Here is a 22,760-nt window from a genome sequence, read left to right as displayed (position 1 = left end):
ACAGGAGTGAAGCGGCGCCCTTTGATACGCAGGGGGTCCCGGGAGTGTTCAGCCGTCTCAGAAACTGATGAGAGATTCTTGGGTAAGTCCCCTCCCAACTGCCCTTTAAACACCAGCAGTTGTGATCGACTCACAGCTAGTACTCAGCGTCCCTGGTCCAAATAGGCCAATACCGCCAGCACGCGGCGATTGTCATCGTCGGAGACTTCCAGTCCCAGTTTGGCGAAAATATTGGACGTGTGCTTCCCGATCGCCCGTTCCGTGACGACGAGTTGCCCCGCGATCGCCGCGTTCGACCGACCTTGCGCCATCAGCTCCAGCACCTCGATCTCCCGAGGCGTCAACCGCCCCAGCGGCCGGTCGTCGGCCGCCCGCCGCGCCAGCAACTGCTGAATGACCTGCGGATCCATCACCGTCCCACCGCCCGCCACCCGCCGTACGGCGTCCACGAACTGCTCCGCGTCGAACACCCGGTCCTTCAGCAGATAGCCCACCCCACCGGTCCCGTCGGCGAGCAACTCCCGCGCGTACAACTGCTCCACGTGCTGCGACAGCACGAGCACCGGCAGCCCCGGCCGCTCCCGCCGCGCCCGCAGCGCGCACTGCAAGCCCTCATCGGTGTGCGTGGGCGGCAGCCGCACATCGACCACGGCGACATCGGGCGCCAACTCGGCCAGCGCCTTGGTGAGTTCGGGCCCGCTCTCCACGGCGGCGGCGATCTCGAAGTCGTAGGCCTCCAACAGCCGCACCAGCCCGTCACGCAGCAGGAACAGGTCTTCGGCTAGGACAACGCGCACGGAATCTCCATGGTGACCATGGTGGGACCGCCCGCGGGGCTGCTGACGGCCAGGACGCCGTCGAATGTACCCAGTCGCCGCTCGATCCCGGCGAGCCCCGACCCCGCGCCGGCCACGGCACCACCCCCACCGTTGTCGGTGACGGAGATCCGCAGCACCCCCTCCCCGTGCCGCAGATCGACCCAGATCCGGTCGCCACCGGAGTGCTTGACGGCATTGGTGAGCACCTCGCTCACCGCGAAGTAGGCAGCCGACTCGACCGGCGCGTCCGCGCGCCCGCCCCCGAGATCCGCGCTCACCTCGGTGGCCACCGGCATCCGCAACGCCAACGCCCGCACCGCGTCCGCGAGTCCACGCTCCGCCAGCACCGGAGGATGAATACCGCGCACGAGATCCCGCAGCTCGCCCAGCGCCTCGGCGGAGGACTGCCGGGCCCGGGCCAGCAGCTCCTTGGCCTTCGCCGGATTCTTCTCGACGAGCGCCTCGATCGTCCCGAGATCCATCCCCATCGCCACCAGCCGGGCCTGCGCACCGTCGTGCAGGTCGCGCTCGATCCGCCGCAGTTCGGCGGCCGACCCGTCCACGGCGTCCCGCCGTGTCTCGGTCAACACCCTTACCCGCTCGGCGAGTTCACCCTGCCCCGGGGCGAGCAGGGAACGGGTCAGCAGAAAGTGGACGCGCAGGAGCCGAGGGGTGAGGAAGTACGCGGCGACGAGGATCGCGACGCCCAGCAGACCGGCTAGCAACGCACTGCCCTGCCCACCCACCGGCACGAACCCGTACCACCACCCGACATATGTCCCGTCCGTGAACACCCGCCACAACCCGAAGGCCAGGGCGAACCCCTCCAGCGGATAGAACACCAGGGCGGCAGGCACCAGCGCGGTGACGAACCCGGCGGTCATGTCGACCGGCAGCCACCGAAGATCCCGCCAGGTGGCGGGATCACCGAGCATGCGGAAGGCCCGGGTCCACGGGCGCGCACCGGCCGGGACGGCCCGGTACGCCACCGGAATACGCACCTCGCACCACTGCGCGCCGAGCAGCCGCCGCAGGTTCGCGTGCGCTCGTACGCCCCCCAAGACCCAAGGGGTGGTGATCAGGCCGAGCCCCAGGGGGATGGCCACGAGGGACAGGATCGTGAGGACGAAGAGGGCGAGCGACCCGCCGAGGGAGATCAAGGCGAGGGCGAGGGCACGCAGGCCTGCGGTGAGAACCTCACGGGCCCGCCCACTCTCGCTGTTCGTGTCCATACGCCCAGTCTCACGGAACAGCCCGCCCAGGTCACGGGGCCCGCCCACCATGAAGGGGGTGTCGCTATCCCCACCCGTCTTTAGGGGCGCGGGGAACTGCGCGCCCAGCCCCCACGCACCCGCAGTCGAACAAATCGCTAATCCAACGGAACCCCAAGCACCTTCGCTTCCAACGCAGGGTCAAGCCCCACCGCCGGCCGCCCGGCCCGCTCCGGCGCAGACCCCCCGATGCTCCTCAGCCACTCCCACGTGTCGGCCACCGTCTCCTCGACAGAACGGCAGCTCAGCCCAGTAGCCAACGCCCGAGACACATCCGCCTGATACAACGCGTCGTACCCGTCACTACCGGGCGGCACCCACACCGGCAACTGCGTCCACGGCTCGATCCCCGCCCCGAGCACGACATCCGGCGAGGTCCACCGCAACTCGGCCACCCCACCGGTCACCGCCACACACGCGTCCAGGAACGCCCCCATCGTCGCGTGCCCCTGCGCGGAGATCAGGTTGTACGCCCCGCTCAACTCCCGCTCCACAGACCCGAGCAGCCACCCCGCTAGGTCCCGCACGTCGATGTACTGAAGAGCAAGCCCCCGCGGCCCCGGCGCCAGCACCGGCCCCCCACGAGCGACCCGAGAGAGCCACCACGGCAACCGCCCGATGTTCTCGTACGGCCCGAGGATCAACCCGGCCCGAGCGAAAACGGACCGCTCCGCCCCGAACGCGCCGAGCGCCGCCAGCTCCCCGCCCCGCTTGTCACGCACGTAGTCGGTCTTGTCGGCATCGGGCTCCGCCCCCTCGACGAGGGCCGCGTCCTCGGTGTACCCGGGCGGCGGCGCCCACGCGTACACCGAGCAACTCGACACGTACACATACCGGCCCACCCGGTCGGCGAGCAGCCGCGCCGCGTCGTGGACCGCGCGCGGCGCCGCCGACCAGGTGTCGATCACGGCGTCCCACTCGCCCGAGGCCAGCGCGGCGAGCCCACCGGGCGCGGTGCGATCACCCCGCAACGCCCGTACCCCGGCCGGAGGTTCGAGCCGGCCCCGGTTGAGGACGGTCACCTCCCAGCCACGCCCGAGGGCCGCCTCCACGACGGCCCGTCCCGCGAACTCCGTACCACCCAGCACCAGAAGTCTCATACCGAGGACTCTGCCCGCGCGGCCCGCGGAACGGAACGTCGATCTGCCGTCAGCAGACGATCAACCAGCCATTTGCCGGCTGATGGTCAACGCGCGGTCGGCGGCGTGTACTTGTACCCGACCCGCCGTACCGTCTGGATCGCCTTGCGGTGCTCGACGCCCAGCTTGCGGCGCAGTCGGGCGATGTGGACGTCGACGGTACGGCCGTCGCCCACATGCCCGTAGCCCCACACCGTGGTGACCAACTGGTCGCGGGTGTGCACCCGGTTGGGGTGCGCGACGAGATGGGCGAGCAGCTCGAACTCCAGGTACGTCAGGTCGAGTTCCGCGCCGTTGAGCTGGGCGGTGCGCTGCACGGTGTCGATGCGGACGAGCGGTTCGGCCTCGTCGGCCAGGGGTGTGACCGGGTGGGTCCGGGTGAGGTGCGGGCTGTCGGCCGGGATGAGGACGAGGTACCCGACCATCGGCGGCTGCCCCGGCAGCGTGGGCAGTGTGTGCGGGGGCGCGGGCAGCCAGGTGGCACCCGGCGGCAGGAACTCCGCGACGTCGATCACCTCGTCCCGGTCCACGGCGCGCAGATGATGCCGCGGCGCGTTCGGAACGGGGGTGTCGAGCGGAGCGGAGGGAAGAGCGGGGAGGGAACGGATGATCGCCATGAGAGGTCAGCTCTTTCGCGCGAGAGGTTCGTCGAGGGACGTACGTCGAGTCGCGCAGGCCAAAGGCCGAGGATGTTACGGCTTTAGAGGGCCGGCGCGTTCATCGCGCGACAACACACCCGGTCGAAGTCATGGTGCTGACGGGAAGGCCAGAAGGGCTCCAGGTCACGGCGACCCGTCGCTCCGCACTTCTGGTAGTTGCCCATGAGCCCATTGAAGCAGACACACGCCCGCAACAGGACCCTCCTCTCACAGCTTGGACGCCCCCTTGGCGGGAAATTGACGGCCGACCCCTCATCCCACCAGTCGTTTGTGCCAGGTCAGCGGTTTGACGTCGATCGCCTTGTCCGGATCGCCGTCCCAGTCGGCGGACAGCCCGGCGCCGCGGAGCGCCGCCAGCACCTCGTGCCCGACGGTCGCGGTGGTCTCGGCCGAGCCGTCGAACCCGCCGTACAGCAGCATGAGTCCGCGGCCTGCGGCGGCGCTTTCCGTGCACTGCTCATGGAAGTAGACGAAGCCGCGCGCTCCCTCGCCGCGTTCGCCGCCTATCTCGGCGGTACCGCAGGTGCGGCAGCAGGTGAAGTTCTCCCGGGCGGTGATGCCGCTCGCGTCGAGGAGCTCGAAGACCTCCGCCAGTCGCTCCGGGTCCGTCACCTCTTCCCAGTCCGCCTGCTCGGCCACCCGCTCCAGCCACAACCGGTCCACCAGTCGCGAGGCCTGCGCACGCGACACCGGCCGCTCGTCACCGGTGACCAGCCATTCCTCGGCGATCTCGGTCAACATCCTCCGGTCGTCGTAGCCACAGCGCAGCCGGACCCGGACCCGCTCCTCGACCTTCTCCCGCACCTCGTCCGGCAGTTCGGGCACCTCCTCCCGGGGCCCCAGGTCCACCGGCTCCCAGTCGACGCCCGCGTCCCAGCCGGCGTCCGCGTCCGCATCGGCCTGCCGCGCCCAGCCGGTCAGGAGATCCGCCACGCGGTCCGCGCCGTCCAGGTTCGTGCCGTAGAACTCGTCCGCGCTCAGCCGGTGTTCCAGCCGGAAGTCCCCGCCCTCCTCGTGCCACACCTGCGCGAACACGTCCGGGAGGTCCGGTATCCGCTGCACGATCAGGAAACGGTCGCCGGTGCCCCCGATCCGCGCCACCAGCTCCCGCAGTCGTAGCGCCGAAATGCGCGTGTGCGTCTGCCTGTTCTCCGTCTCGACCTTGATGTCGAGACCCCCGTCGATCTCCATGTCCCCCACCATGGCACGCGCCACTGACAACGCGAGGAGGCGCCCACCACGACGGTGGACGCCTCCTCGTACAAGCGGGGGTGGATCAGACCTGGCCGGCCTTCTCCAGGGCGGAGCAGCACGTGTCGACGATGAGGCGCGTCACCAGGTACGGGTCGACGTTGGCGTTCGGGCGGCGGTCCTCGATGTAGCCCTTGCCGTCCTTCTCGACCTGCCACGGGATACGGACCGAGGCGCCGCGATTGGAGACGCCGTAGGAGTACTCGTTCCACGGGGCGGTCTCGTGCAGGCCGGTGAGGCGGTCGTCGATGCCGGCGCCGTAGTGCTTGACGTGGTCGAGGGGCTTGGAGCCCTCGCCGAGGGACTCGCACGCGGTGATGATCGCGTCGTAGCCCTCGCGCATCGCCTTGGTGGAGAAGTTGGTGTGCGCGCCCGCGCCGTTCCAGTCGCCCTTGACCGGCTTGGGGTCGAGGGTCGCGGAGATGCCGAAGTCCTCGGCGGTGCGGTAGAGCAGCCAGCGGGCGATCCACAGGTGGTCGGAGACCTCCAGCGGGGAGACCGGGCCGACCTGGAACTCCCACTGGCCGGGCATGACCTCGGCGTTGATGCCGGAGATCGCGAGACCGGCCTTGAGGCAGTTCTCCAGGTGGGCCTCGACGATCTCGCGGCCGAAGATCTCGTCGGCGCCGACGCCGCAGTAGTAGCCGCCCTGGGGGGCCGGGAAGCCGCCCTCGGGGAAGCCGAGCGGACGGGCGCCGTCGAAGAAGGTGTACTCCTGCTCGATGCCGAAGATCGGCTCCTGCGCGGCGTACTTCTCGGAGACCTCGACGAGCGCGGCACGCGTGTTGGACTCGTGCGGCGTCATGTCGATCTCAAGGACCTCGCACATGACGAGGATGTCGTCGCCGCCGCGGATCGGGTCCGGGAAGCTGGCGACCGGCTTGAGCACGCGGTCCGAGGAGTGCCCCTCGGCCTGGTTCGTGGACGACCCGTCGAAGCCCCAGATCGGGAGCTCGGCACCCTTGGCGTCGTCGGCGAGTATCTTCGTCTTCGAACGGAGCTTGGCCGTCGGCTGGGTGCCGTCGATCCAGATGTACTCAGCCTTGAACGTCACGGGCCACATCCTTCGGGGTGGGTCTCTCAGTCGCACTTGCGGTGCTGCGGCGCAGCGGCACTGGGACGCCGCGATTCATGCCCGGCAGCCTGTCAACAGGCGATTTCCCGATCATTGCTCAAGTGTGAACCCCGTGTTACCTGGTGGTGCTGTGGCGCGATTCACGTGGCCCGCGCACGCCACACCAGGAAGAGCCGTTCGCAGGTGCAGACGGACGGCAGTGGTCATGACCCTGACGACTCGTATGCGATGGGGTTGGCTGCGGCGGGTCGGCTGGGGCGGGTCGGCCGCGACGGGTCGGCCCGGGGCGTGAACGCGTCGGTCCCGCTGCTTCTGGCCGGAAGCAGCGGGACCTGTGACACGCACCTGGTGGCGGCCCGAGCGACAGGGCCGTCACCTCACCTGTTCTCTCGGACCCAGGGCGTCACCCCACCTTCTGGATCAGGGCACGGCGGATCAAGAACTTGCCGGGCTCACGGACCTGTTCGAAGGCCGCGTTGTTCAGCAGGACGCAGCTTCCGGAGACCGAAGTCACCTTCACCGTCGTGGACTTGTTGTTGTCCAGGTTGGTGACCTTCAGCGTCGTACCGGCCGGGAACTGGTTGCTGGACGCGGCGGGCGCACCGGCCTCGCCGGAGAGTGTGACGGTCGAGCCGTTGCAGACCTGGCTGCCGGCGGCGGCTCCGCCGCCGGTGTTGGCCGCCGGAGGGGTCGCCTTCGAGGTGGCCGTGGCCGCGGGTGCCGACTGCGCCGGCTGCGTGGTCTGGGAGTCCTGAGCCGACTCCCCAACCGCACAACCGGACGCCTTCTGCTGCACCTTGATCTGCGCGATGACCGCCTCGCGGTTGGCGATCCGCGCCGCCGACTGGGCGTCGGGACTGGCCTTCTGGCCGGCGATGAAGCTCTGGTTGTTGCCGAGCGCGGTCGCGAGTCCCTGGCAGACCGTCGAGTTCGGGGCGGACAGCGTCTTGGCGTTCTGCCCCGTCGACTGCGACGCGTTCGACGTGGTCGCCAGGGCGAAGGCGCCGCCTCCGGCGACCGCGGCGGCGGCGACCAGCAGCGCGACCTTCTTCTTCGTACCGGCAGTTCTCCTGCGCGACATGCGCGACTCCTGTGGGGTGGGGGAGCGTACGTCGCTATGTACGGGATACCGAACGATGTAACTCAGCGGACACAGTGGCCACATAAGTGACGTGCGTCACAGGGGAGTTGGGGGTCCTGGTGTGAGTCCTGCTTGCTGCCGAGGGGTCCTCGCGGGGGCGAAAACTCGTTTTCCACCTGGGTCACAGCACCCTCAACAGCCGTTCTGGCCAGGGCATTTGTCAGTGGCGGGCGGTAGAATAGAAGCAGTGTTCGAGGGTGTCGCCGGGTGGTCCGGACGGCGCCCTGACCGCGACAGGAGGATGTCCGTGCCCGCTGCCGCACTGAAGCCGAAGCCGTTGCCGACCCAGTCCACCGCGAAGCGTTCCGTCCAACTCGACCTGCCCTACGTGCCCGTGGAGAAGCGCCCGCTGCCGGCCGGACGCCCGCGGGACTGGTACGTCACGCACAACCGCCGCCTCAAGGCGATGCGGCTCGCGATCGCCCTGCTCGACTCGGGGGTGTACGTCCCGAACCAGGCCCGCAACGAGACGATCCGCAGCACGGCGGAACTGATCGGTGTGCATGTGCCGTCGGACACGACGTGTCACATGGTGCGGGCGTTGATGCGGTACTCGCGCTGAGGGTGGCGCCGGGTGCCGTGTGTTTGTGCGGCGCCCGGCGTTGGCGCTGAGGTCCCTGGTGGCTGCGCCCCCAGACCCCCGCTTCGGCCCTGAACGGGCCTCGTCCTCAAACGTCGGACGGGCTGAGTTTTGTCGGCCTGTGTTGAAGAGGTGCCGGACGGGCTGTGGATGGTGCCGGCCTGTGCTGGAAGGGCGCCGGACGGGCTGGATGGTGGCGGTCTGCGTTGACAGGAGCGCCGGACCGGCTTGATGGTGCGGACCGGCGCCGAACGGTATCTCTGCCCCGAACCGCACCTTTACCCGGCTGATCAGTACCCCTGCCCCGAACCGCACCTCTACGCGGCCGATCAGCACCCCCGCCCCGAACAACACCTCTACGCGGCTGAACGCCCCCGCCGAATAACTTCTCCTGCGTCGGCAACATGCCCCCGCCCAATAACTCCTCTTGCCCGGCGCCCTCCTCCACCCAATGCCCTCTCTTGCCCGGCACCCCCGCCCAACGACCTTTCCTGCCCGGCAACACCCCCACCAACAACCTCCCCCACACCCCCAACAAACACCCCCTACACCGACAACTCCCGCTCCACCGGCGTCCGAAACCGCGGCGTCACCCGGCTCACCCCCACCCACCCCCGCAACCGCTCCGCCGCCACCCCGATCGCCGCCTCGCCCTCCCGGCCCACGCCCTCCGGGGCCAGCACGCGCCACGCGATCTCACCGTCCGGGCGCTGGGCCCAACCCCCCACCACCCGTCCGTCCCACCACACCGTCGGCCCCACATTGCCGCTCCCGTCGAACAGTGCGGGGCGCAACTCCGGTGCCAGGTACCAGTCCCGCCCCTGCCACCCCATCGCCGTCGGATCGAGTCCCGGCAACAGGGCCGCCCAGGGCTCGGCGGGGCCGGGCGGCGGAGCGAGGTCGCCCGCGGCGACGTACCCCACTCCCTCGTCCAGGGACACCGCCTCCGCGCCGATCGCCGCCAGCGCCCGGCGGACCTCCGTCACCCGCCACCCCGTCCACCACTTCAGATCCGCCTCGGTGGCCGGGCCGCAGGCCGTGAGCCAGCGGTGCAGCAGCGTCGACTGGGCCTCGGGGACGTCCAGTTGAAGGTGTTCCGGCGCCACCGCCCAACGGAACTGGTTCGACGTCCACGAACCCAGCGGCCGCCCCCGCACCACCTTCCCCTCCACCCCCAGCACCTTCAGCAGCCGGGTCGAGACGGTGTGGACGCCCTCGTAGTTCTTCCCGGCCGCGTACACGAACTGTTCCTTCAACCTCGGTTCGTCCAGGGCGAGTTCGGCCGCCGTAGCCTGCCCACGCCGGGCCAGCGCGGCCAGCAGCGACGCCTCGACCTCCGTCAGCCAGACCGCGTCCGGCGCCCCGGCCTTCGCCATGTCCTTGAGCAGGGCGGCCCGTTCACGGGCGGCGACGACGAGTCCGGTCGAGGCGTGTACGACGCCGGTCAGCCCGGCGGGGAACACGAACACCGTGTGCCGCATGCCGTGCATACGGAGCAGGCTGCGGTCCTCGTACAGGGCGCGGGCGGTCTCCGGCACGGTGCGGGCGGGCTCGGCGAGCCGGGCGCCCACGGTCAGGTACACCGTCGAGGGGTCCGTGCCGTGCAGGGCGACGAGGGAGTCGGCGACGTCCTCCGGGGTCGCGGCGCGGGCGCCGGGGGCGAGGCGGTGACGGAGGGCGAGGCGGGCTCGGCGTTCGGTGGGGGTGATGTGACGGGGGGTGCGAGTCATATCCGCCTCGGTTCGAAGACGTCCACTTCTCGACCGACAGTAAACGGGCGGGTGGGTGGGCGAGCGGGCGAAGCCTCAAGATGCGTTCACCCGATCGACGCCCCCGGAATGCAGCCCCCGCACCCACCCGGTTTCACTGCGTAGCAACACCGCGGAACACCAGGAGGCGGCGGCATGCAAAGACACGGCACATGACCACACCGGCCGACCGAGCGGACCGGGGCCGCGCCGCGCGCAAACGCGTCGCCCGTTCCGCCCACGCAAGCTGGATCCCCGCCGTGGACCGCCCCGACCCCGTCGCCGTACTGGAACGACAGGGCCGGGACAGACTCCCGGAACTCCTCCCCATCCGGTACGGCCGCATGGCAGCCTCCCCCTTCGCGTTCTTCCGCGGCTCGGCCGCCGTGATGGCCGCCGACCTGGCGTCCCAGTCGCACACCGGCCTCACCGTGCAGCTCTGCGGCGACGCGCACCTCCTCAACTTCGGCCTGTACGCCTCCCCGGAACGCGCCCTGCTCTTCGACCTCAACGACTTCGACGAGACGTTCCCTGGCCCCTTCGAGTGGGACGTCAAGCGCCTCGCCGCGAGCGTGGCCGTCGCCGGACGCGAGAACGGCCACAGCGACGCGGAGGCCCACCGCGCCGCGCTGGAGGCGACAGCCGCGTACCGTACGGCCCTCCGTGACCTGGCCCGCAAGGGCGAACTCGCCGTCTGGTACGAGCGGATCGACGCCGACAGCCTGCTGCCCCTGGTCCGCGCCGGCCGCCACCGCCGCCGGGTCGAGTCCACCCTCACCCGGGCCCGCCGCCGCACCAGCCTGCACGCCGTCGGCAAACTGACCGAGACCGTCGACGGCCGCCGCCGTATCGTCCACGACCCGCCCCTCCTGGAACCGGCCGGCGCCGCCGACATGGCCTCCCTGCGCAAGATCTTCAGCGACTACCGCTCCACGCTCTCCGAGGAACGCCGCCTCCTCCTGGACCGCTACCGCTTCGTCGACGCGGCCCGCAAGGTGGTCGGCGTCGGCAGCGTGGGCACCCGCTGCTTCATCGTGCTGCTCGCCGGCCGCGACCAGGACGACCCGTTGTTCCTCCAGATCAAGGAGGCGCGGAAGTCCGTACTGGAGGAGCATCTGCCGCACGGACCGTACGTCCACCCCGGCCACCGTGTCGTAGCGGGCCAGCGCCTGCTCCAGGCGGCCAGTGACATCTTCCTCGGCTGGATGACCGGACCGCAGGGCCGCGCCTTCTACTGGCGCCAGTTGCGCGACATGAAGGGCTCCGCGGACGTCGCCGGCATGAGCCCGCGGGCGCTCACGGCCTACGCCCGCCTCTGCGGCACCGCCCTGGCCCGCGCCCACGCCCGCTCCGGCGACCGCGTCGCCATCGCCGCGTACCTGGGCGGCACCGACACCTTCGAACGCGCCGTGGCGGACTTCGCCCTGTCCTACGCCACCCAGACGACCGCCGACCACGCGGCCCTGGGCGCGGCCGCCGCGGCGGGCGTGGTCACGGCGGCACCCGGCATCTGACCCGAGCCCCCTCCCGGAAACCGCACGCACGAAAAAGAAGATGCACACCGAGTGACCGACTCCCTACGCTGGAGACGCATTGCGGAGCAGGTCACCACCGTTTCGCGCAGGGCAGGCGTCACCCTGCGGAGTCGGCGCTAGTCTCGGTCGCACCCAACCCACCGACGGTCGGCCGCCCACCCCAGCGCCCTGTCGGGAACAGGTTCACACCGCTCGGACACCACACCCACGCCCACGGAGGCCCGTCATGGGCACCATCGTCATATCCGGAACCGCCGTCCTGGTCCTCTTCGGCTTCGGCAACCACATCTGGTGGCTGGCCGCGGTCGTCGTCCTCTTCCTGTACGTCCAGTACGGGCGGGGCTCCTCCTCGACGCCCTCGTCCTCCTCCGGAGGTTCCTCGTCGACCGGAGGTTCCTCCTCGGGGACCACCACCCCGTCGAGCTACCGCGCGTACCGCGACCGCCGTGACAAGCAGGCCAAGTGGGAGCGCCGCTACCGCCGGGAGCGCCCCATCGAGTCCCGCCGTCAGGAGCGCGAGAAGAGCAAGTGAGACACCGGGGCGCCCCTCGTCACAACCAGCTCCTCGTCACAACCCGGGGGCGCCCCACACCGGGAACCACCGGCTCAGATCCTGCTCGATCCGCAGGTCGTTGCCGAGCATCGACTTGACCTGGAGTTCCAGCGAGCTGTCGCGCCGCTGCCCGTCACCGGCCAGCGGCGCGAACGGGAAGAACGTCCCGCGCTTGTACAGATAGACCAGCGCCAGCCGTCGGCCACTGTCATCCTCGAACCCGGCCAGCGAACACAGCAGTTGGGGCCCGAAGCCATTGACCTCCATCGCGCTGTTCACCGCGTGCAGATCGTTGACCAGCGCCGACAACTGATCGGGGGAGCGGCGCGAGACCAGCCACGAGTAGCCGTAGGCATCCTGGGTCAACTCCACCGGCGGACCGGTGCGTTCCGCGTCCGCGTCCAGCAGGGCCTGGACCTCTCGGTGTGTCTGCTCGAACGCCCCGCCCTCCACCGTGGCGAAGCACACCGCACCGCGCCCGGTCGCCCTGAACCCGGCCGCCGCCTCCAGCGTCACCGCCGCCGAGGGCAGCGCGAAGAGCTGGTCGAGATCGGGAGCGACCGGTTTCGTACGACCGAGCAGGATGTCCAGCAACCCCATCCTCAGTTCTCCATCCTCAGTCCGCCTTCCCGATGCCGGGCACCGCTGCCTCGCCCAACTCGGCGGAGATCCGCCCCAGTTGGTCGAGCCGCTGCTCCAGGCTCGGGTGGGTCGAGAAGAACCGCGAGATACCGGGCTCGGCGCCGGTGGCCGGCGTGAAGTAGAAGGCGTTGAAGGCCTGGGCCGTCCGCAGGTCCTTGGTCGGGATGCGGGCGATGTCACCGTCGACCTTGGTGAGCGCGGAGGCCAGCGCCGAGGGCTTCCCGGTGAGCAGCGCCGCCGCCCGGTCCGCCGCGAGCTCCCGGTACCGGGACAGCGCCCGGATCAGCAGGAAGCTGATCGCGTACACGGCCGCCGAGATCCCCATGATCCCCGCGAAGACGGCCAGGGTGTTCTGGTCCTTGCGGCCCCGGAAGATCTGCGAGTAGAAGGCGAACCGCACCATCAGCCCCGCGAGCACCCCGAGGAACGAGGCCACCGTGATCACGGCCACGTCCTTGTGCGCCACATGCGACAACTCGTGCGCGAGTACACCCTCCAACTCGGCCGGCTCCAGCCGCCGTAGCAGACCGGTGGTCACGCAGACGACGGCGTGGTCGGCGTTCCGGCCGGTGGCGAAGGCGTTCGGCATGTCGATGTCGGACACGGCGACGACGGGCTTGGGCATGTCGGCCACGGCACACAGCCGGTCGATCACACCGTGCAGCTCGGGATACTCCTCCCGCTCCACGATCCGCCCGTGCATCGCGTAGAGCGCGATCCGGTCGGAGAACCAGTACTGCGCCACGAGCAGCCCGCCGGCCAGCACCACGACCAGCACCCAGGACTTCAGCAACACGATCAGCGCGGCCACGAACGCCACGTACAACAGCCCGAGCAGGAACAGCGTCAGACCCATACGTATGGTCAACCGCCGGTCGCTCCGGAAGCGGCTCTGCATCTGCCATCACCCCGCAGTCAGGCACTCGTCCCACCGCCCAGTGTGCACCCGCGCCTTCCCATGAAGCGGTCCCGATCGGCCCTAGGCGGAGCAAAAGGTCCCTGAGAATCCGATGAGTGCCTGCGAGCGCGGGTCAGCCGTCGAGCCCCGCCTCCCACAGCCGCCGCTTCAGCACGTACTCACCGAACAGATGCCGCGCCCGCCCGAGCAGTTCACCCACCTCGGGGTCCCCGGGCACCATCCCCTCCTCCGGACGCCACCGCTGCACCACCTGCGCACCCCAGGCACGCAACCGCTCATCCGGATCATCGAGCACGGTCACGGCGGCCCGCAGCCGTACGATCCCGCCCCGCTCGTCCAACAGCCGGAACGCGCCGACGCGTACGTGCCGGGGCCACCCCTTGGGCCACTCACCCGCGAGCCGTTCCATGAGCGGCCCGTCCGGCACCAGGCGGGCCGACGGCAACAGCGCGAGCGTCGCCTCCCGCACGACCCCGGGCGCCGGATCGTCGAGCAACGGCAGCATCCGCCGTACGTCCACGACGTCCAGCACCCGCAGCCCACCCACGGCCCGAGCCCGCACCGAGGCCGCCGGATGCCCGACGAGCCCCCACAACACCTCGGCATCACCCCGCCCACCACACTCGGCGAGCCCGCTCACGGCCCCGGGCACCGGATCACCGGCGGAGCACCAGGCCCGGTACACCGCCAACGGATCGCCCCCGTGCTGCCGTACGACATACCGAGCACAGGCCCGCACAACGGTGGACCGATCCGCGAGAAACCCCTCGGCCCGCTCCGGCCGTCCCGCCGCCCGCAACGCGGTGACCCCCGCCGCCCTGGCCCGCGGATTCCGCGCGTCGAGCAGCGGTTCGAGCACCTCGTCGTAGTCCCCCGTCTTCGCCACGGCGGCCAGGGCGGCGTCCGCGCACAGGATCTGTACGGCGGTGTCGGCGTCCCGGGCGGCGGCCGCGCGGGCGAGTTCGGCGGGGGAGAGGAGCCCCTCCTCGACGGCGAGCCGGTGGACATGCCGGCGTACGGCACGGTCGGCGCAGGTGAGGAGTGGAGCGAGCTGTTCGCGGGACGCCCGGCGCAGCACCGCGTCGAGCGACTCGATGGCGAACGCACCCCGCCCTCGCCGCCCGAAGAGCAGAATCAGCGGCGCGAGCGCGACGCCGGTCTCCACGTCGAGGGCCTCGCCCAGCAACTCCCGCGCCCGCTCCCGCACTTGCGGCACCCAGTCGGCACACCGGACGACGATCAACGGCAGCAACACCGGGTGCCCGACGGCCTGTTGGAGCGCGGCCTCCCTGACCCTGCCGTCGTGGTGGCACAGGTCGATCGCGAGCTGGGACTCGGCGAGGCCGGAGGGCGCATACGACTCCCGACGCAGCGCCTCGTCCAGCCGGAGCCAGGACAGAGGATCCCCGACGTCGGTCTTCTCGCCCATCTCCTTCTCGTCCATCTCTAGTGCGGCGCCCGGGAGTTGACGTACCCCAGCAGCATGATGACCGCGACGACACTCCCCAGCACGATCACCGTCGATACCCAGGACGACCGCCGCGGCCCCACCCCCTCGGGCTCACCCCGGAACGGCACCGGCCCCGGAGGGTTCTCCTTCCAGCGGGCGGCCAGCATCCGGGCCCGCGCGGAGGGCTCCTTGTGCTCGGCCTCGTCGGCCCACCGGATGTCGAACTCCCGCCCCTCGTCGTCCTGTTGTTGCCCCATCCCCGTTACCCCTCCCGGAAAACTGTCTGCGTACGACGGTGCCCCCGCCTCTTCAAGAGAGACGGGGGCACCCGAGGATCGGTTCGATCACACGTCGAAGTACAGCTCGAACTCGTGCGGGTGCGGACGCAGTTGCAGCGGCGCGATCTCGTTCGTGCGCTTGAAGTCGATCCACGTCTCGATCAGGTCGGACGTGAAGACGTCGCCCGCGAGGAGGAACTCGTGGTCGGCCTCGAGGCGGTCGAGGACGGCCGGGAGGGAGGTCGGGACCTGGGCGACGCCCGCGTGCTCCTCGGGGGCCAGCTCGTAGAGGTCCTTGTCGATCGGCTCGGCCGGCTCGATCTTGTTCTTGATGCCGTCCAGGCCCGCCAGGAGGAGCGCGGAGAAGGCGAGGTACGGGTTGCCGGAGGAGTCGGGCGCGCGGAACTCGACGCGCTTGGCCTTCGGGTTGGAGCCCGTGATCGGGATACGCATCGCGGCGGAGCGGTTGCGCTGCGAGTACACCAGGTTGACCGGCGCCTCGAAGCCCGGCACCAGGCGGTGGTACGAGTTCACCGTCGGGTTGGTGAAGGCGAGCAGCGACGGGGCGTGCTTGAGGATGCCGCCGATGTAGTAGCGGGCGAGGTCCGACAGACCCGCGTAGCCGGCCTCGTCGTAGAAGAGCGGGGAGCCGCCCGCCCACAGCGACGAGTGGACGTGCATGCCCGAGCCGTTGTCACCGAAGATCGGCTTCGGCATGAAGGTCGCGGTCTTGCCGTTGCGCCAGGCCACGTTCTTCACGATGTACTTGAAGAGCTGGAGGTCGTCGGCCGCGGCGAGCAGCGTGTTGAACTTGTAGTTGATCTCGGCCTGGCCGGCGGTGCCCACCTCGTGGTGCTGGCGCTCGACCTGGAGGCCGGACGCGGCCAGCTCCAGGGAGATCTCCGCACGCAGGTCGGCGAAGTGGTCGACCGGCGGGGTCGGGAAGTAGCCGCCCTTGTAGCGGACCTTGTAACCGCGGTTGTCCTCGACCGCACCGGTGTTCCAGGCGCCCGCCTCGGAGTCGATGTGGTAGAAGGCCTCGTTCGCCTTGGTCTCGAAGCGCACGCTGTCGAAGACGTAGAACTCGGCCTCGGGACCGAAGTACGCGGTGTCCGCGATACCGGTGGAGGCGAGGTACGCCTCGGCCTTCTTCGCCACGTTGCGCGGGTCGCGGGAGTACTGCTCGCCCGTGATCGGGTCGTGGATGAAGAAGTTGATGTTGACCGTCTTGTCGCGACGGAAGGGGTCCACGCGCGCGGTCGACAGGTCGGCGCGGAGCGCCATGTCGGACTCGTGGATGGCCTGGAAGCCGCGGATCGAGGAGCCGTCGAAGGCGAGTTCCTCGTCCGGGTCGAAGGCCGTCGCCGGCAGCGTGAAGTGCTGCATCACACCCGGCAGATCGCAGAATCGGACGTCGACGAACTTGACGTCCTCGTCCGCGATGAACTTCTTGGCCTCGTCGGCGTTCTGGAACATCCAGCTCCTCCTACTCCCGACCGTCCGTGCCGGGGTGGTAGTTCGTTCGTGCGGCCAGTGCGGTGGCACACGCTGGACCCGACCTTAGGGACGGGGGATTTCTCTGGCGTGACCCATTTGTTTCGCCCAAGTTAACCGGTCCTGGGTCGTCTGGCCCCTCCTGTCCGCATGGCAGAACGGGGGCAGTACCGTGGACGGGTGGACAACAGGGATGCAATCGGCTCATGGCTCTCCGGGCCCCGCGAGGCCGCGGAGCGAGCAGGTGTCGACTTCGGCTACCGCGGCGAGCAGCTCGGCCTGCCCGAGCAGGGCCCCGGCTCGATCGCCCGCCCCGGCCGCCGCCTCGGCGCCCTCGTCGTCGACTGGGGCCTGTGCCTGTTGATCGCATACGGCCTGCTCACCGACGGCTACGACCAGGCGACCGGCAACTGGGCCCTCCTCGTCTTCTTCGTCCTCAGCGCCCTCACGGTCGGCACGGTCGGCTTCACCCCGGGCAAGCGCCTCTTCGGCCTGCGCGTGGCCGCCCTCGCCACCGGCCGCCCCGACTTCCCGCGCACCCTGCTGCGCACCGCCCTGCTGTGCGTCGCGATCCCGGCCCTGATCTGGGACCGCGACGGCCGCGGACTGCACGACCGGCTGGCGCGCACGGTGGAGGTCCGGATCTAGCAGCGGTCGTACGGCCGAGGGGGTGCCCCGGAAGGACCCGGGACGCCCCCTTTTCCGTGCCGGGCGGGTGACCGTCGGCCGGTCTCGGCCCGGGGTGCGCTCCGTGACGGGCCGTGACCGGGACACTGTCGCCGTTCCCGACGGAAGTGGTGGGCAGGATGGCAGCAGGCGACAAGTCGACGGTCGTGGCCGGGGCGCCGGGGGTCGCGGAGATCGCGGCCCGGTACGCGGACGAGGCGGAGAGCGCCCGGCGGCTCTCGCCGCAGGTGGTCGAGGCGGTGCGGGACGCGGGCTTCGCCCGGCACTTCGTCCCGCGGGCCCACGGCGGCGAAGCCGGTGGTTTCGCCGAAGTGACCTCCGCGGTCGGCCTGGTGGGGGAGGGCTGCACATCGGCGGCCTGGGCGGCCTCGCTGGCCGCCTACGCCGGGCGGTACGGGGCGTTCCTGCCCGAGGAGGGGCAGGCCGACATCTGGGCGGACGGACCCGACGTCCTGCTGGCCGGCGCGCTCATGCCGTCCGGCAAGGCGGAACCGATGGCCGGTGGCTGGCGGCTGAGCGGTGAGTGGAAGTACATCAGCGGGGTGCACTTCGCCGACTGGGCGCTGGCCTGCGCGGCCGTACCCGCCGAGGGCCCGGTGGATCCCGACGTACGCCCGGAGGTGCGGTTCTTCGCGGTGCCGCGGGCCGACTTCGCCATCGAGGAGAGCTGGTTCACCGTGGGGATGCGCGGGACCGGCAGCGACACCCTGGTCCTGTCCGACGTCTTCGTGCCCGAGCACCGCACGCTGCCCCGGTCGGCCGTCCACGCCGGCCGGGCGCCCGCCTCGGACGCGCGCTGCCACCTCGTCCCGATGCACGCCGTGAACGCGCTGCCGTTCGCCGCCCCGCTGGTCGGCGCGGCCCGGGGCGCGCTGCGGGCCTGGATCGCGCGCGCCGGGACACGCGTCGACCGCCGGGGTCAGTCCGTGGGCGAGAAGCCCTCGACGCAGGTCTCCCTGGCCCGCTCGGCGGCGGAAGTGGACACCGCCGAACTCCTGATCCTGCGTACGGCGGCGGTCGCCGACGGCACCGAGTGCCCACCGGAGGGCGAGGCGGCGGTCCGTGGCGCCCGGGACCTCGCGCTGGCCGTGGAACTGCTGGTCTCGGCGGTCGACCGGGTCTTCCGCGCCGGCGGCACGTCCGGACAGTCCTCGTCCGACCCGGTGCAGCGCTTCTGGCGCGATGTGAACAGCGCCGCCTCCCATGTCGCGCTCTCCTTCGAGACCACGGGTGCGGCCTACGGCGCCTGGGCGCTGTCCGGCGCGGAAGGGGCGGGGGCCGGGGCCGTGCGGTGAGGCGGTCCCGGTTGCCGGTCCGGGACGGTGACCGCATAGTCGATCTGGAGCCGGGTGACGATCTCGATCACCATCGGTGAGCCGTGTCCGAGGCCGTATCGAGGCCGCTGAACTCGCGGCGGCCTCCACGAAGGCCCACAAAGGCCAACAGGTGGTGCACCGTCATGACGGAGCGTCAGGAAGTGCTGGAAGCCGAAGCCGCGGTGCAGCCCGAGGACTTCCGGGCGGCGATGGCCCGCTTCCCCTCGGGGGTCGTGGTCGTGACCACGTGCTGCGAGGACGGAACTCCCCGCGGTTTCACGGCCAGTTCCTTCTGCTCGGTCTCGCTGGAGCCGCCGATGGTCCTGGTCTGCCTGGCGAACTCGGCCGACTCGGCACAGTCGTTCGGCCACTGCGACCGCTTCGCCGTGAGCGTGCTGTCCCCCGACCACCGCCCCCTCGCCCTGCGCTTCGCCACCAAGGGCACCGACAAGTTCGCCTCCGGCGGCCTGTGCCTCAGCCCGTCCGGCCTGCCGACGGTCGAACGCGCCCTCTCCGAACTCGACTGCACCGCACACGCACGACACCCGGCCGGGGACCATACGGTCCTGATCGGCCGGGTGACGGGGGTGCGACTGGGGGAGGGGTCTCCGATGGTGTACTACGACCGGGGGTTCAGGACGTTGGCGTGACGCCGCCCCGGGTGGGGATCAGCCGAGTGCCAGCTTCGCGAACCAGGTGGTGTTCGCGCTGATGACCTCCGCGGCACTGCCGATCGAGGCGCTGCCGCCCGCGTACACATCGACACTCCCGTCGCTGTCGAGGGCCCAGATGTCGGGGATGCCGTCGCCGGTGACGTCCGGGGTGCCGTAGAAGTGGAGCGTCGGCTTCGCCGTCTCGGTCCAGCCGGTGGCGTACGCCTTGTCGACGCCGGTGAGGGAACCGGCCGCGGTGGAGAGCGACGCGATGGTGGAGCCGCCGCCGCTGTCCGCGATGCCGTAGCGCACGTACAGGGTCCCGGACGAGCCGGAGCGCCAGAGCAGGTCGGGTTCGCCGTCGGCGTTGTGGTCGCCGATGCTCACCAGGTCCCGTGCGGCCCACGCGGTGGCGGAGATCTGTGTGGAGGCCGAGAACGTCGCCCCCGTGTATCCGGTGAAGGCCCACAGGGCGCCGCCGCTGGTGGTGGCGAACAGGTCGGGGCGGGCGTCCAGGTTGTAGTCACCGAGGATCACCTGGGTGAAGCCGGCGGGGTCGGGCGATCCGGAGGGCAGCCGGACCGCCATGCGCTGCGAGACGTCCAGACTGCCGTAGCCGTCGCCCCGGTAGGCGTACAGCTTGCCGTCCGGCATGCGGGCGATCAGGTCGGTGGCGCCGTCGCCGGGGAGCAGGTCGCCGCCGTGGGCGATCAGGGCGGGGGAGTTGTCGGTGGCCGACTTCCAGTACCCGCTCTCGTCGTTGTCGATCAGCGGGACACCCGCCCGGTGCGCGGCATCGAGGCTGACGTGCAGGTCACCGGTCGAACTGGCCGGGTACAGGCGGAGGTTGCCGTTCTCGTCGATCACGAGCAGATCGGGATTGCCGTCCCCGGTGGTGTCGCCGGCGGTGTCGGCCACGTCCCGGGGAGTGACGTAGAAGAGGTACTTGGTGCCCTCCGAGACATTGCCCGCGGAGTCGACGGCCCGCACGTACAGGATGTTCGGCCCGGCGACCGGGGGCTTGAGCGAGGCGGTCCCGGAGGCGCCGGCCGTGACGGTCGTACTGCCGGAGTAGGCGGTGGAGTTGAAGGAGTACGCGAACCTGGTGACGTCGGTGTCGGCGTCGGGCGCGAAGGTGAACGAGCCGGCGGTGCCGAACTTGACCTTCGACCACACGCTGCCGCTGTCGTCGGCCTCGGGGAAGTCGGTGGAGGAGACCTTCGGGGAGTTGGGGGCGTCGCTGTCGTAGACGAAGCGGCAGACGAGGGGGTCTGCGGTGGGGGCGTACGCGGACCCGGCACCTTCCGCGTCGAGGGCGCGCACCCGCCACGAGTAGGTGTAGCCGTTCGTGAACTTGGACGAGGCGACGGTGGTGGAGGCGTGGCCGGCGGTGTCGGTGCTGACGTTCTTGTCGAGGATCTTGGAGTCGCCGTAGCCGGTGCGCCACACCTCGAAGTCCAGGGACGCCAGGTTGCCGTCCTTGTCGGAGGAGGTCGCGGCGAAGACCAGGTCGGACTTGCCGACGTGCGCGTACGGGGACGTGCGGTCGCAGTCCGGACCCGGGGTCATCGTGAGCGAGCTGGGGACGGCCGGCTTCCGGTTGTAGTACGCCTTGATGTACGGCGAGTGGTCGCCGGTGGCCTTGAACTTCTTCCAGGCACCCGCGTCGTCCTCACCGTCCGCGGCCGCCTTCAGCCCGATGGTGATCTTGTCCCAGCCGCCGTCGGCGGCGTCCTGGGCAAGGGACTTGGCGTCGAACTTCACGTAGTCGTCGGGGCAGGAACTGCTGTAGCCGTGGGCCAGGTCCTTGGAGTCGATCTGGTTCTTCCAGGACGGCTGGTTGTTCCAGGTCGTCTTGGAGGAGATGGCGCTGGTCTCCCACAGCTGGACGGTACGGCCGTTGCAGGACCAGGAGTACGTCTCCAGCGCGGTGATCGAGGCCGAGGTGATCTGCGCCCCCTTCAGGGACGGGCTCCAGTCGAGGCGGAAGAACGAACGTGACTTGCCGTAAGTCGTCGACTCGTAGCCGACGCGGGCCTCGCTGGTGCCGTCGTTGAAGTTGGTGCCGTTCCAGAAACTGGCCGCGGGGGCGCGGGTGTACGCCGTGGTCCAGGCTTCCTTGTGGCCGGCGAAGGAAGGGTCGATGAAGAGGGGCAGCTCGGTGTCCTCGGCGGCGAGGAAGTCGGCGTCGGGGGTGACGGTGAGGGTGGTCTCGTGGCCGTCTCGGTCGTCGCCGGTCAGGGCCGCGTCGGCGATCGCGGTCGTGCTGCCGATGCCGGGGCCCGCGAGGCCGTCCAGCGCGAAGACCTCGTCGGTGGTGAGAGCGGCTGACGTCCGGTAAGTGGCCTGGAGCGCCGGGGAGTTGCCCGTGTCGTACGCGGCCGGGTCCACCGTGCCGGTCCCGGAGCCCGGGGTCGCGCTGTCGCTCTCCTCGCCGGTGGTGGGGGAGGACGGAGTGGCCGTGGCGTCCTCCGCCCCCGAGGAGGGCGTGGCGGTCGGCGCGCTGGTGTCGTCGCTGTCCGAAGGGGCGTCGGTCTCCTCGCCGATCTCCGCTCCCTCCTCCTCCGAGTACGAGGGGGAGGGAGTTTCGTCGACGGGGGCCGAGGGCTCGGGGTCGGCGCCCGTCGTGGTGTCGGGCTCACCGGCCGAGTCCCACATGTACGGCGTGGGGGAGACCGCGATCTCCGCACCGTCGGCGTCCTTGGCGGTCACCACGTCGATCGTCGGGTCGACGGAGAAGGCCAGGTCCGGCGAGGTCAGACCGTAGGTCAGCTTCTTCAGGGCCGAACTCGCCGCGGCCGCACGGGTCTTGACGATCAGGACGTGCGAGAAGCCGGTGTCGCGCGCGGTGAGGAGGAGGTCCACGCCGTCGAGGATGTCGGGGTACAGGGCACGGTCGTCCTGGACCACCGGCTCGGGGACGCTGCCGGGCCAGGTGAGGGTCAGGGTGTGGCCCTCACTGGTGAAGGACACCAACTCGCTGCCGGTGACGGCGGTTTCGGCGGTGCCGGTGTCCTCGGCGTACGTGGTGAGCAGCGCCCGTCGGGTGTCCCGCGCGGCACGTGTGTCGTCACCGCCGCCCGAGAACACCACTGGACTGTTGGTGGCCTTCGGCTTCCAGTCCCCGTCGCGGGTCCGCGCCAGCGTGGTGTCGATGGCCCGCCAGTCGCCGTCCACCTTCGCGCGGATCGCCGCCGTGTGCGCCCGGTACTCGAACCGGCCGTCGGGCAGGGCGTACGTGGTGCTCGTGGCGGTGCGCAGCGCGGTGACCTCCACGCGCTTCTTGGTGCTACGGGCCTTGTCCTGGGCGGTGTCCTCGTCGAGCGGCGCGGTGTTCGAGGCGTCCGCCCTGGCGGTGCCGGGGGCGGTGGCATCGGTGTCGAGGAGGGGCAGCGCCGCCAGCCCCAGAGCCGCCGCCAAAGCGGCGGCGGTAAGGGCAACGGCCTTTCTGCCGCGTGGAGTTCGCGGTGGAATCCGCAGTGGTATCCGCTGTCGAATGCCCATAGGGCGCTTTCCCTCCCGTTGGATTTCCCGGGCAGGGAAAACCAGAA

The 22,760-nt window shown here is 70.5% G+C and carries 20 protein-coding genes; 6 read left to right on the top strand and 14 right to left on the bottom strand.

All coding sequences use genetic code 11. The annotated features are described in order from the left end of the window. Positions 1-143: 143 nt before the first annotated feature. From OG223_RS15945 to OG223_RS15915, 7 genes are all read right to left on the bottom strand, one after another. Entirely contained in the window at positions 144-797 is a 654-nt protein-coding gene (locus OG223_RS15945; protein WP_329248271.1) for a response regulator transcription factor, read from the bottom strand. Next, complete coding sequence (locus OG223_RS15940) at positions 782-2,050, bottom strand: sensor histidine kinase (RefSeq protein ID WP_329248267.1); 1,269 nt, start codon at positions 2,048-2,050, stop codon at positions 782-784. Before OG223_RS15940 ends, OG223_RS15945 begins: the two co-directional genes overlap by 16 nt. Positions 2,051-2,187: 137 nt before the next feature. Next, complete coding sequence (locus tag OG223_RS15935) at positions 2,188-3,189, bottom strand: NAD-dependent epimerase/dehydratase family protein (RefSeq protein WP_329248264.1); 1,002 nt, start codon at positions 3,187-3,189, stop codon at positions 2,188-2,190. Between the two features lie 86 nt (positions 3,190-3,275). Beyond that, positions 3,276-3,845 carry a winged helix-turn-helix domain-containing protein gene (locus OG223_RS15930; RefSeq protein ID WP_329248261.1) on the bottom strand — a complete coding sequence of 190 codons (570 nt, stop codon included), beginning with the start codon at positions 3,843-3,845 and terminating at the stop codon, positions 3,276-3,278. A 294-nt stretch (positions 3,846-4,139) separates the two neighbouring features. Continuing rightward, positions 4,140-5,078 (bottom strand): DUF6891 domain-containing protein, encoded by a 939-nt coding sequence (locus OG223_RS15925; RefSeq protein WP_329248258.1) that lies wholly within the window; start codon positions 5,076-5,078, stop codon positions 4,140-4,142. Positions 5,079-5,163: 85 nt separating this feature from the next. Continuing rightward, positions 5,164-6,192 (bottom strand): glutamine synthetase, encoded by a 1,029-nt coding sequence (glnII, locus tag OG223_RS15920; RefSeq protein ID WP_043682401.1) that lies wholly within the window; start codon positions 6,190-6,192, stop codon positions 5,164-5,166. A gap of 424 nt (positions 6,193-6,616) precedes the next feature. Beyond that, entirely contained in the window at positions 6,617-7,294 is a 678-nt protein-coding gene (locus OG223_RS15915; RefSeq protein WP_329248252.1) for a hypothetical protein, read from the bottom strand. A gap of 307 nt (positions 7,295-7,601) precedes the next feature. Between OG223_RS15915 and OG223_RS15910 the strand changes: the two genes are divergently transcribed. Continuing rightward, on the top strand, positions 7,602-7,916 hold the full coding sequence (locus OG223_RS15910; RefSeq protein WP_329248250.1) for a hypothetical protein: 315 nt from the start codon (positions 7,602-7,604) through the stop codon (positions 7,914-7,916). A gap of 563 nt (positions 7,917-8,479) precedes the next feature. Here the strand turns inward: OG223_RS15910 and OG223_RS15905 are convergent. Continuing rightward, entirely contained in the window at positions 8,480-9,664 is a 1,185-nt protein-coding gene (locus tag OG223_RS15905) for a winged helix DNA-binding domain-containing protein (RefSeq protein WP_329248248.1), read from the bottom strand. Between the two features lie 191 nt (positions 9,665-9,855). Between OG223_RS15905 and OG223_RS15900 the strand changes: the two genes are divergently transcribed. Then, positions 9,856-11,196, top strand: coding sequence for a DUF2252 domain-containing protein (locus OG223_RS15900; protein ID WP_329248245.1), 1,341 nt, complete (start codon positions 9,856-9,858; stop codon positions 11,194-11,196). Positions 11,197-11,443: 247 nt separating this feature from the next. Further along, positions 11,444-11,749, top strand: coding sequence for a hypothetical protein (locus OG223_RS15895; protein ID WP_329248242.1), 306 nt, complete (start codon positions 11,444-11,446; stop codon positions 11,747-11,749). Positions 11,750-11,785: 36 nt separating this feature from the next. On the opposite strand, the gene pspAB is transcribed toward OG223_RS15895, so the two are convergent. The 5 genes from pspAB to glnA form a co-directional block, all read right to left on the bottom strand. Beyond that, positions 11,786-12,370: a PspA-associated protein PspAB gene (pspAB, locus tag OG223_RS15890; RefSeq protein ID WP_329248239.1), complete on the bottom strand. Its 585-nt coding sequence runs from the start codon at positions 12,368-12,370 to the stop codon at positions 11,786-11,788. 16 nt (positions 12,371-12,386) lie between these two features. Continuing rightward, positions 12,387-13,310, bottom strand: coding sequence for a zinc metalloprotease HtpX (htpX, locus tag OG223_RS15885; RefSeq protein WP_329248236.1), 924 nt, complete (start codon positions 13,308-13,310; stop codon positions 12,387-12,389). A gap of 133 nt (positions 13,311-13,443) precedes the next feature. Continuing rightward, positions 13,444-14,775, bottom strand: a complete 1,332-nt coding sequence (locus OG223_RS15880) for a hypothetical protein (protein WP_329248233.1) — start codon at positions 14,773-14,775, stop codon at positions 13,444-13,446. Between the two features lie 2 nt (positions 14,776-14,777). Beyond that, the gene (locus OG223_RS15875; protein ID WP_329248230.1) at positions 14,778-15,038 is read right to left on the bottom strand and encodes an SCO2583/SCO2584 N-terminal domain-containing protein; all 261 of its coding nucleotides are present in this window, start codon (positions 15,036-15,038) and stop codon (positions 14,778-14,780) included. A gap of 87 nt (positions 15,039-15,125) precedes the next feature. Then, positions 15,126-16,535 (bottom strand): type I glutamate--ammonia ligase, encoded by a 1,410-nt coding sequence (gene glnA / locus OG223_RS15870; protein WP_329248227.1) that lies wholly within the window; start codon positions 16,533-16,535, stop codon positions 15,126-15,128. A gap of 198 nt (positions 16,536-16,733) precedes the next feature. Here glnA and OG223_RS15865 point away from each other — a divergent pair, with 198 nt between their 5' ends. The 3 genes from OG223_RS15865 to OG223_RS15855 all read left to right on the top strand — a co-directional run bounded on the left by OG223_RS15865 (position 16,734) and on the right by OG223_RS15855 (position 19,206). Further along, positions 16,734-17,201, top strand: a complete 468-nt coding sequence (locus tag OG223_RS15865) for an RDD family protein (RefSeq protein ID WP_329248224.1) — start codon at positions 16,734-16,736, stop codon at positions 17,199-17,201. A 158-nt stretch (positions 17,202-17,359) separates the two neighbouring features. Next, entirely contained in the window at positions 17,360-18,535 is a 1,176-nt protein-coding gene (locus OG223_RS15860) for an acyl-CoA dehydrogenase family protein (protein WP_329248221.1), read from the top strand. 164 nt (positions 18,536-18,699) lie between these two features. Beyond that, positions 18,700-19,206, top strand: a complete 507-nt coding sequence (locus tag OG223_RS15855; RefSeq protein ID WP_329248218.1) for a flavin reductase family protein — start codon at positions 18,700-18,702, stop codon at positions 19,204-19,206. Positions 19,207-19,224: 18 nt separating this feature from the next. Here the strand turns inward: OG223_RS15855 and OG223_RS15850 are convergent, their stop codons facing one another. Continuing rightward, on the bottom strand, positions 19,225-22,629 hold the full coding sequence (locus tag OG223_RS15850; RefSeq protein WP_329248216.1) for an FG-GAP-like repeat-containing protein: 3,405 nt from the start codon (positions 22,627-22,629) through the stop codon (positions 19,225-19,227). Between the last annotated feature and the right edge of the window lie 131 nt (positions 22,630-22,760).

The sequence above is a fragment of the Streptomyces sp. NBC_01478 genome (assembly GCF_036227225.1).
Classification (GTDB): Bacteria; Actinomycetota; Actinomycetes; order Streptomycetales; family Streptomycetaceae; genus Streptomyces.
The sequence above is the reverse complement of the archived record's forward strand: the minus strand, read 5'-3'. Positions and strand labels throughout refer to the sequence as shown.

What these genes read in the sequence shown, in the direction of transcription:
- OG223_RS15895 (WP_329248242.1), top strand. Translation starts at nt 11,444, where the DNA reads ATGGGCACCATCGTCATATCCGGAACCGCCGTCCTGGTCCTCTTCGGC.
- OG223_RS15915 (WP_329248252.1), bottom strand. Translation starts at nt 7,294, where the DNA reads ATGTCGCGCAGGAGAACTGCCGGTACGAAGAAGAAGGTCGCGCTGCTG.
- htpX (WP_329248236.1), bottom strand. Translation starts at nt 13,310, where the DNA reads ATGCAGAGCCGCTTCCGGAGCGACCGGCGGTTGACCATACGTATGGGT.
- glnA (WP_329248227.1), bottom strand. Translation starts at nt 16,535, where the DNA reads ATGTTCCAGAACGCCGACGAGGCCAAGAAGTTCATCGCGGACGAGGAC.
- OG223_RS15860 (WP_329248221.1), top strand. Translation starts at nt 17,360, where the DNA reads ATGGCAGCAGGCGACAAGTCGACGGTCGTGGCCGGGGCGCCGGGGGTC.
- OG223_RS15930 (WP_329248261.1), bottom strand. Translation starts at nt 3,845, where the DNA reads ATGGCGATCATCCGTTCCCTCCCCGCTCTTCCCTCCGCTCCGCTCGAC.
- OG223_RS15925 (WP_329248258.1), bottom strand. Translation starts at nt 5,078, where the DNA reads ATGGAGATCGACGGGGGTCTCGACATCAAGGTCGAGACGGAGAACAGG.
- OG223_RS15900 (WP_329248245.1), top strand. Translation starts at nt 9,856, where the DNA reads ATGACCACACCGGCCGACCGAGCGGACCGGGGCCGCGCCGCGCGCAAA.
- OG223_RS15905 (WP_329248248.1), bottom strand. Translation starts at nt 9,664, where the DNA reads ATGACTCGCACCCCCCGTCACATCACCCCCACCGAACGCCGAGCCCGC.
- OG223_RS15875 (WP_329248230.1), bottom strand. Translation starts at nt 15,038, where the DNA reads ATGGGGCAACAACAGGACGACGAGGGGCGGGAGTTCGACATCCGGTGG.
- OG223_RS15940 (WP_329248267.1), bottom strand. Translation starts at nt 2,050, where the DNA reads ATGGACACGAACAGCGAGAGTGGGCGGGCCCGTGAGGTTCTCACCGCA.
- OG223_RS15880 (WP_329248233.1), bottom strand. Translation starts at nt 14,775, where the DNA reads ATGGACGAGAAGGAGATGGGCGAGAAGACCGACGTCGGGGATCCTCTG.
- pspAB (WP_329248239.1), bottom strand. Translation starts at nt 12,370, where the DNA reads ATGGGGTTGCTGGACATCCTGCTCGGTCGTACGAAACCGGTCGCTCCC.
- OG223_RS15935 (WP_329248264.1), bottom strand. Translation starts at nt 3,189, where the DNA reads ATGAGACTTCTGGTGCTGGGTGGTACGGAGTTCGCGGGACGGGCCGTC.
- OG223_RS15855 (WP_329248218.1), top strand. Translation starts at nt 18,700, where the DNA reads ATGACGGAGCGTCAGGAAGTGCTGGAAGCCGAAGCCGCGGTGCAGCCC.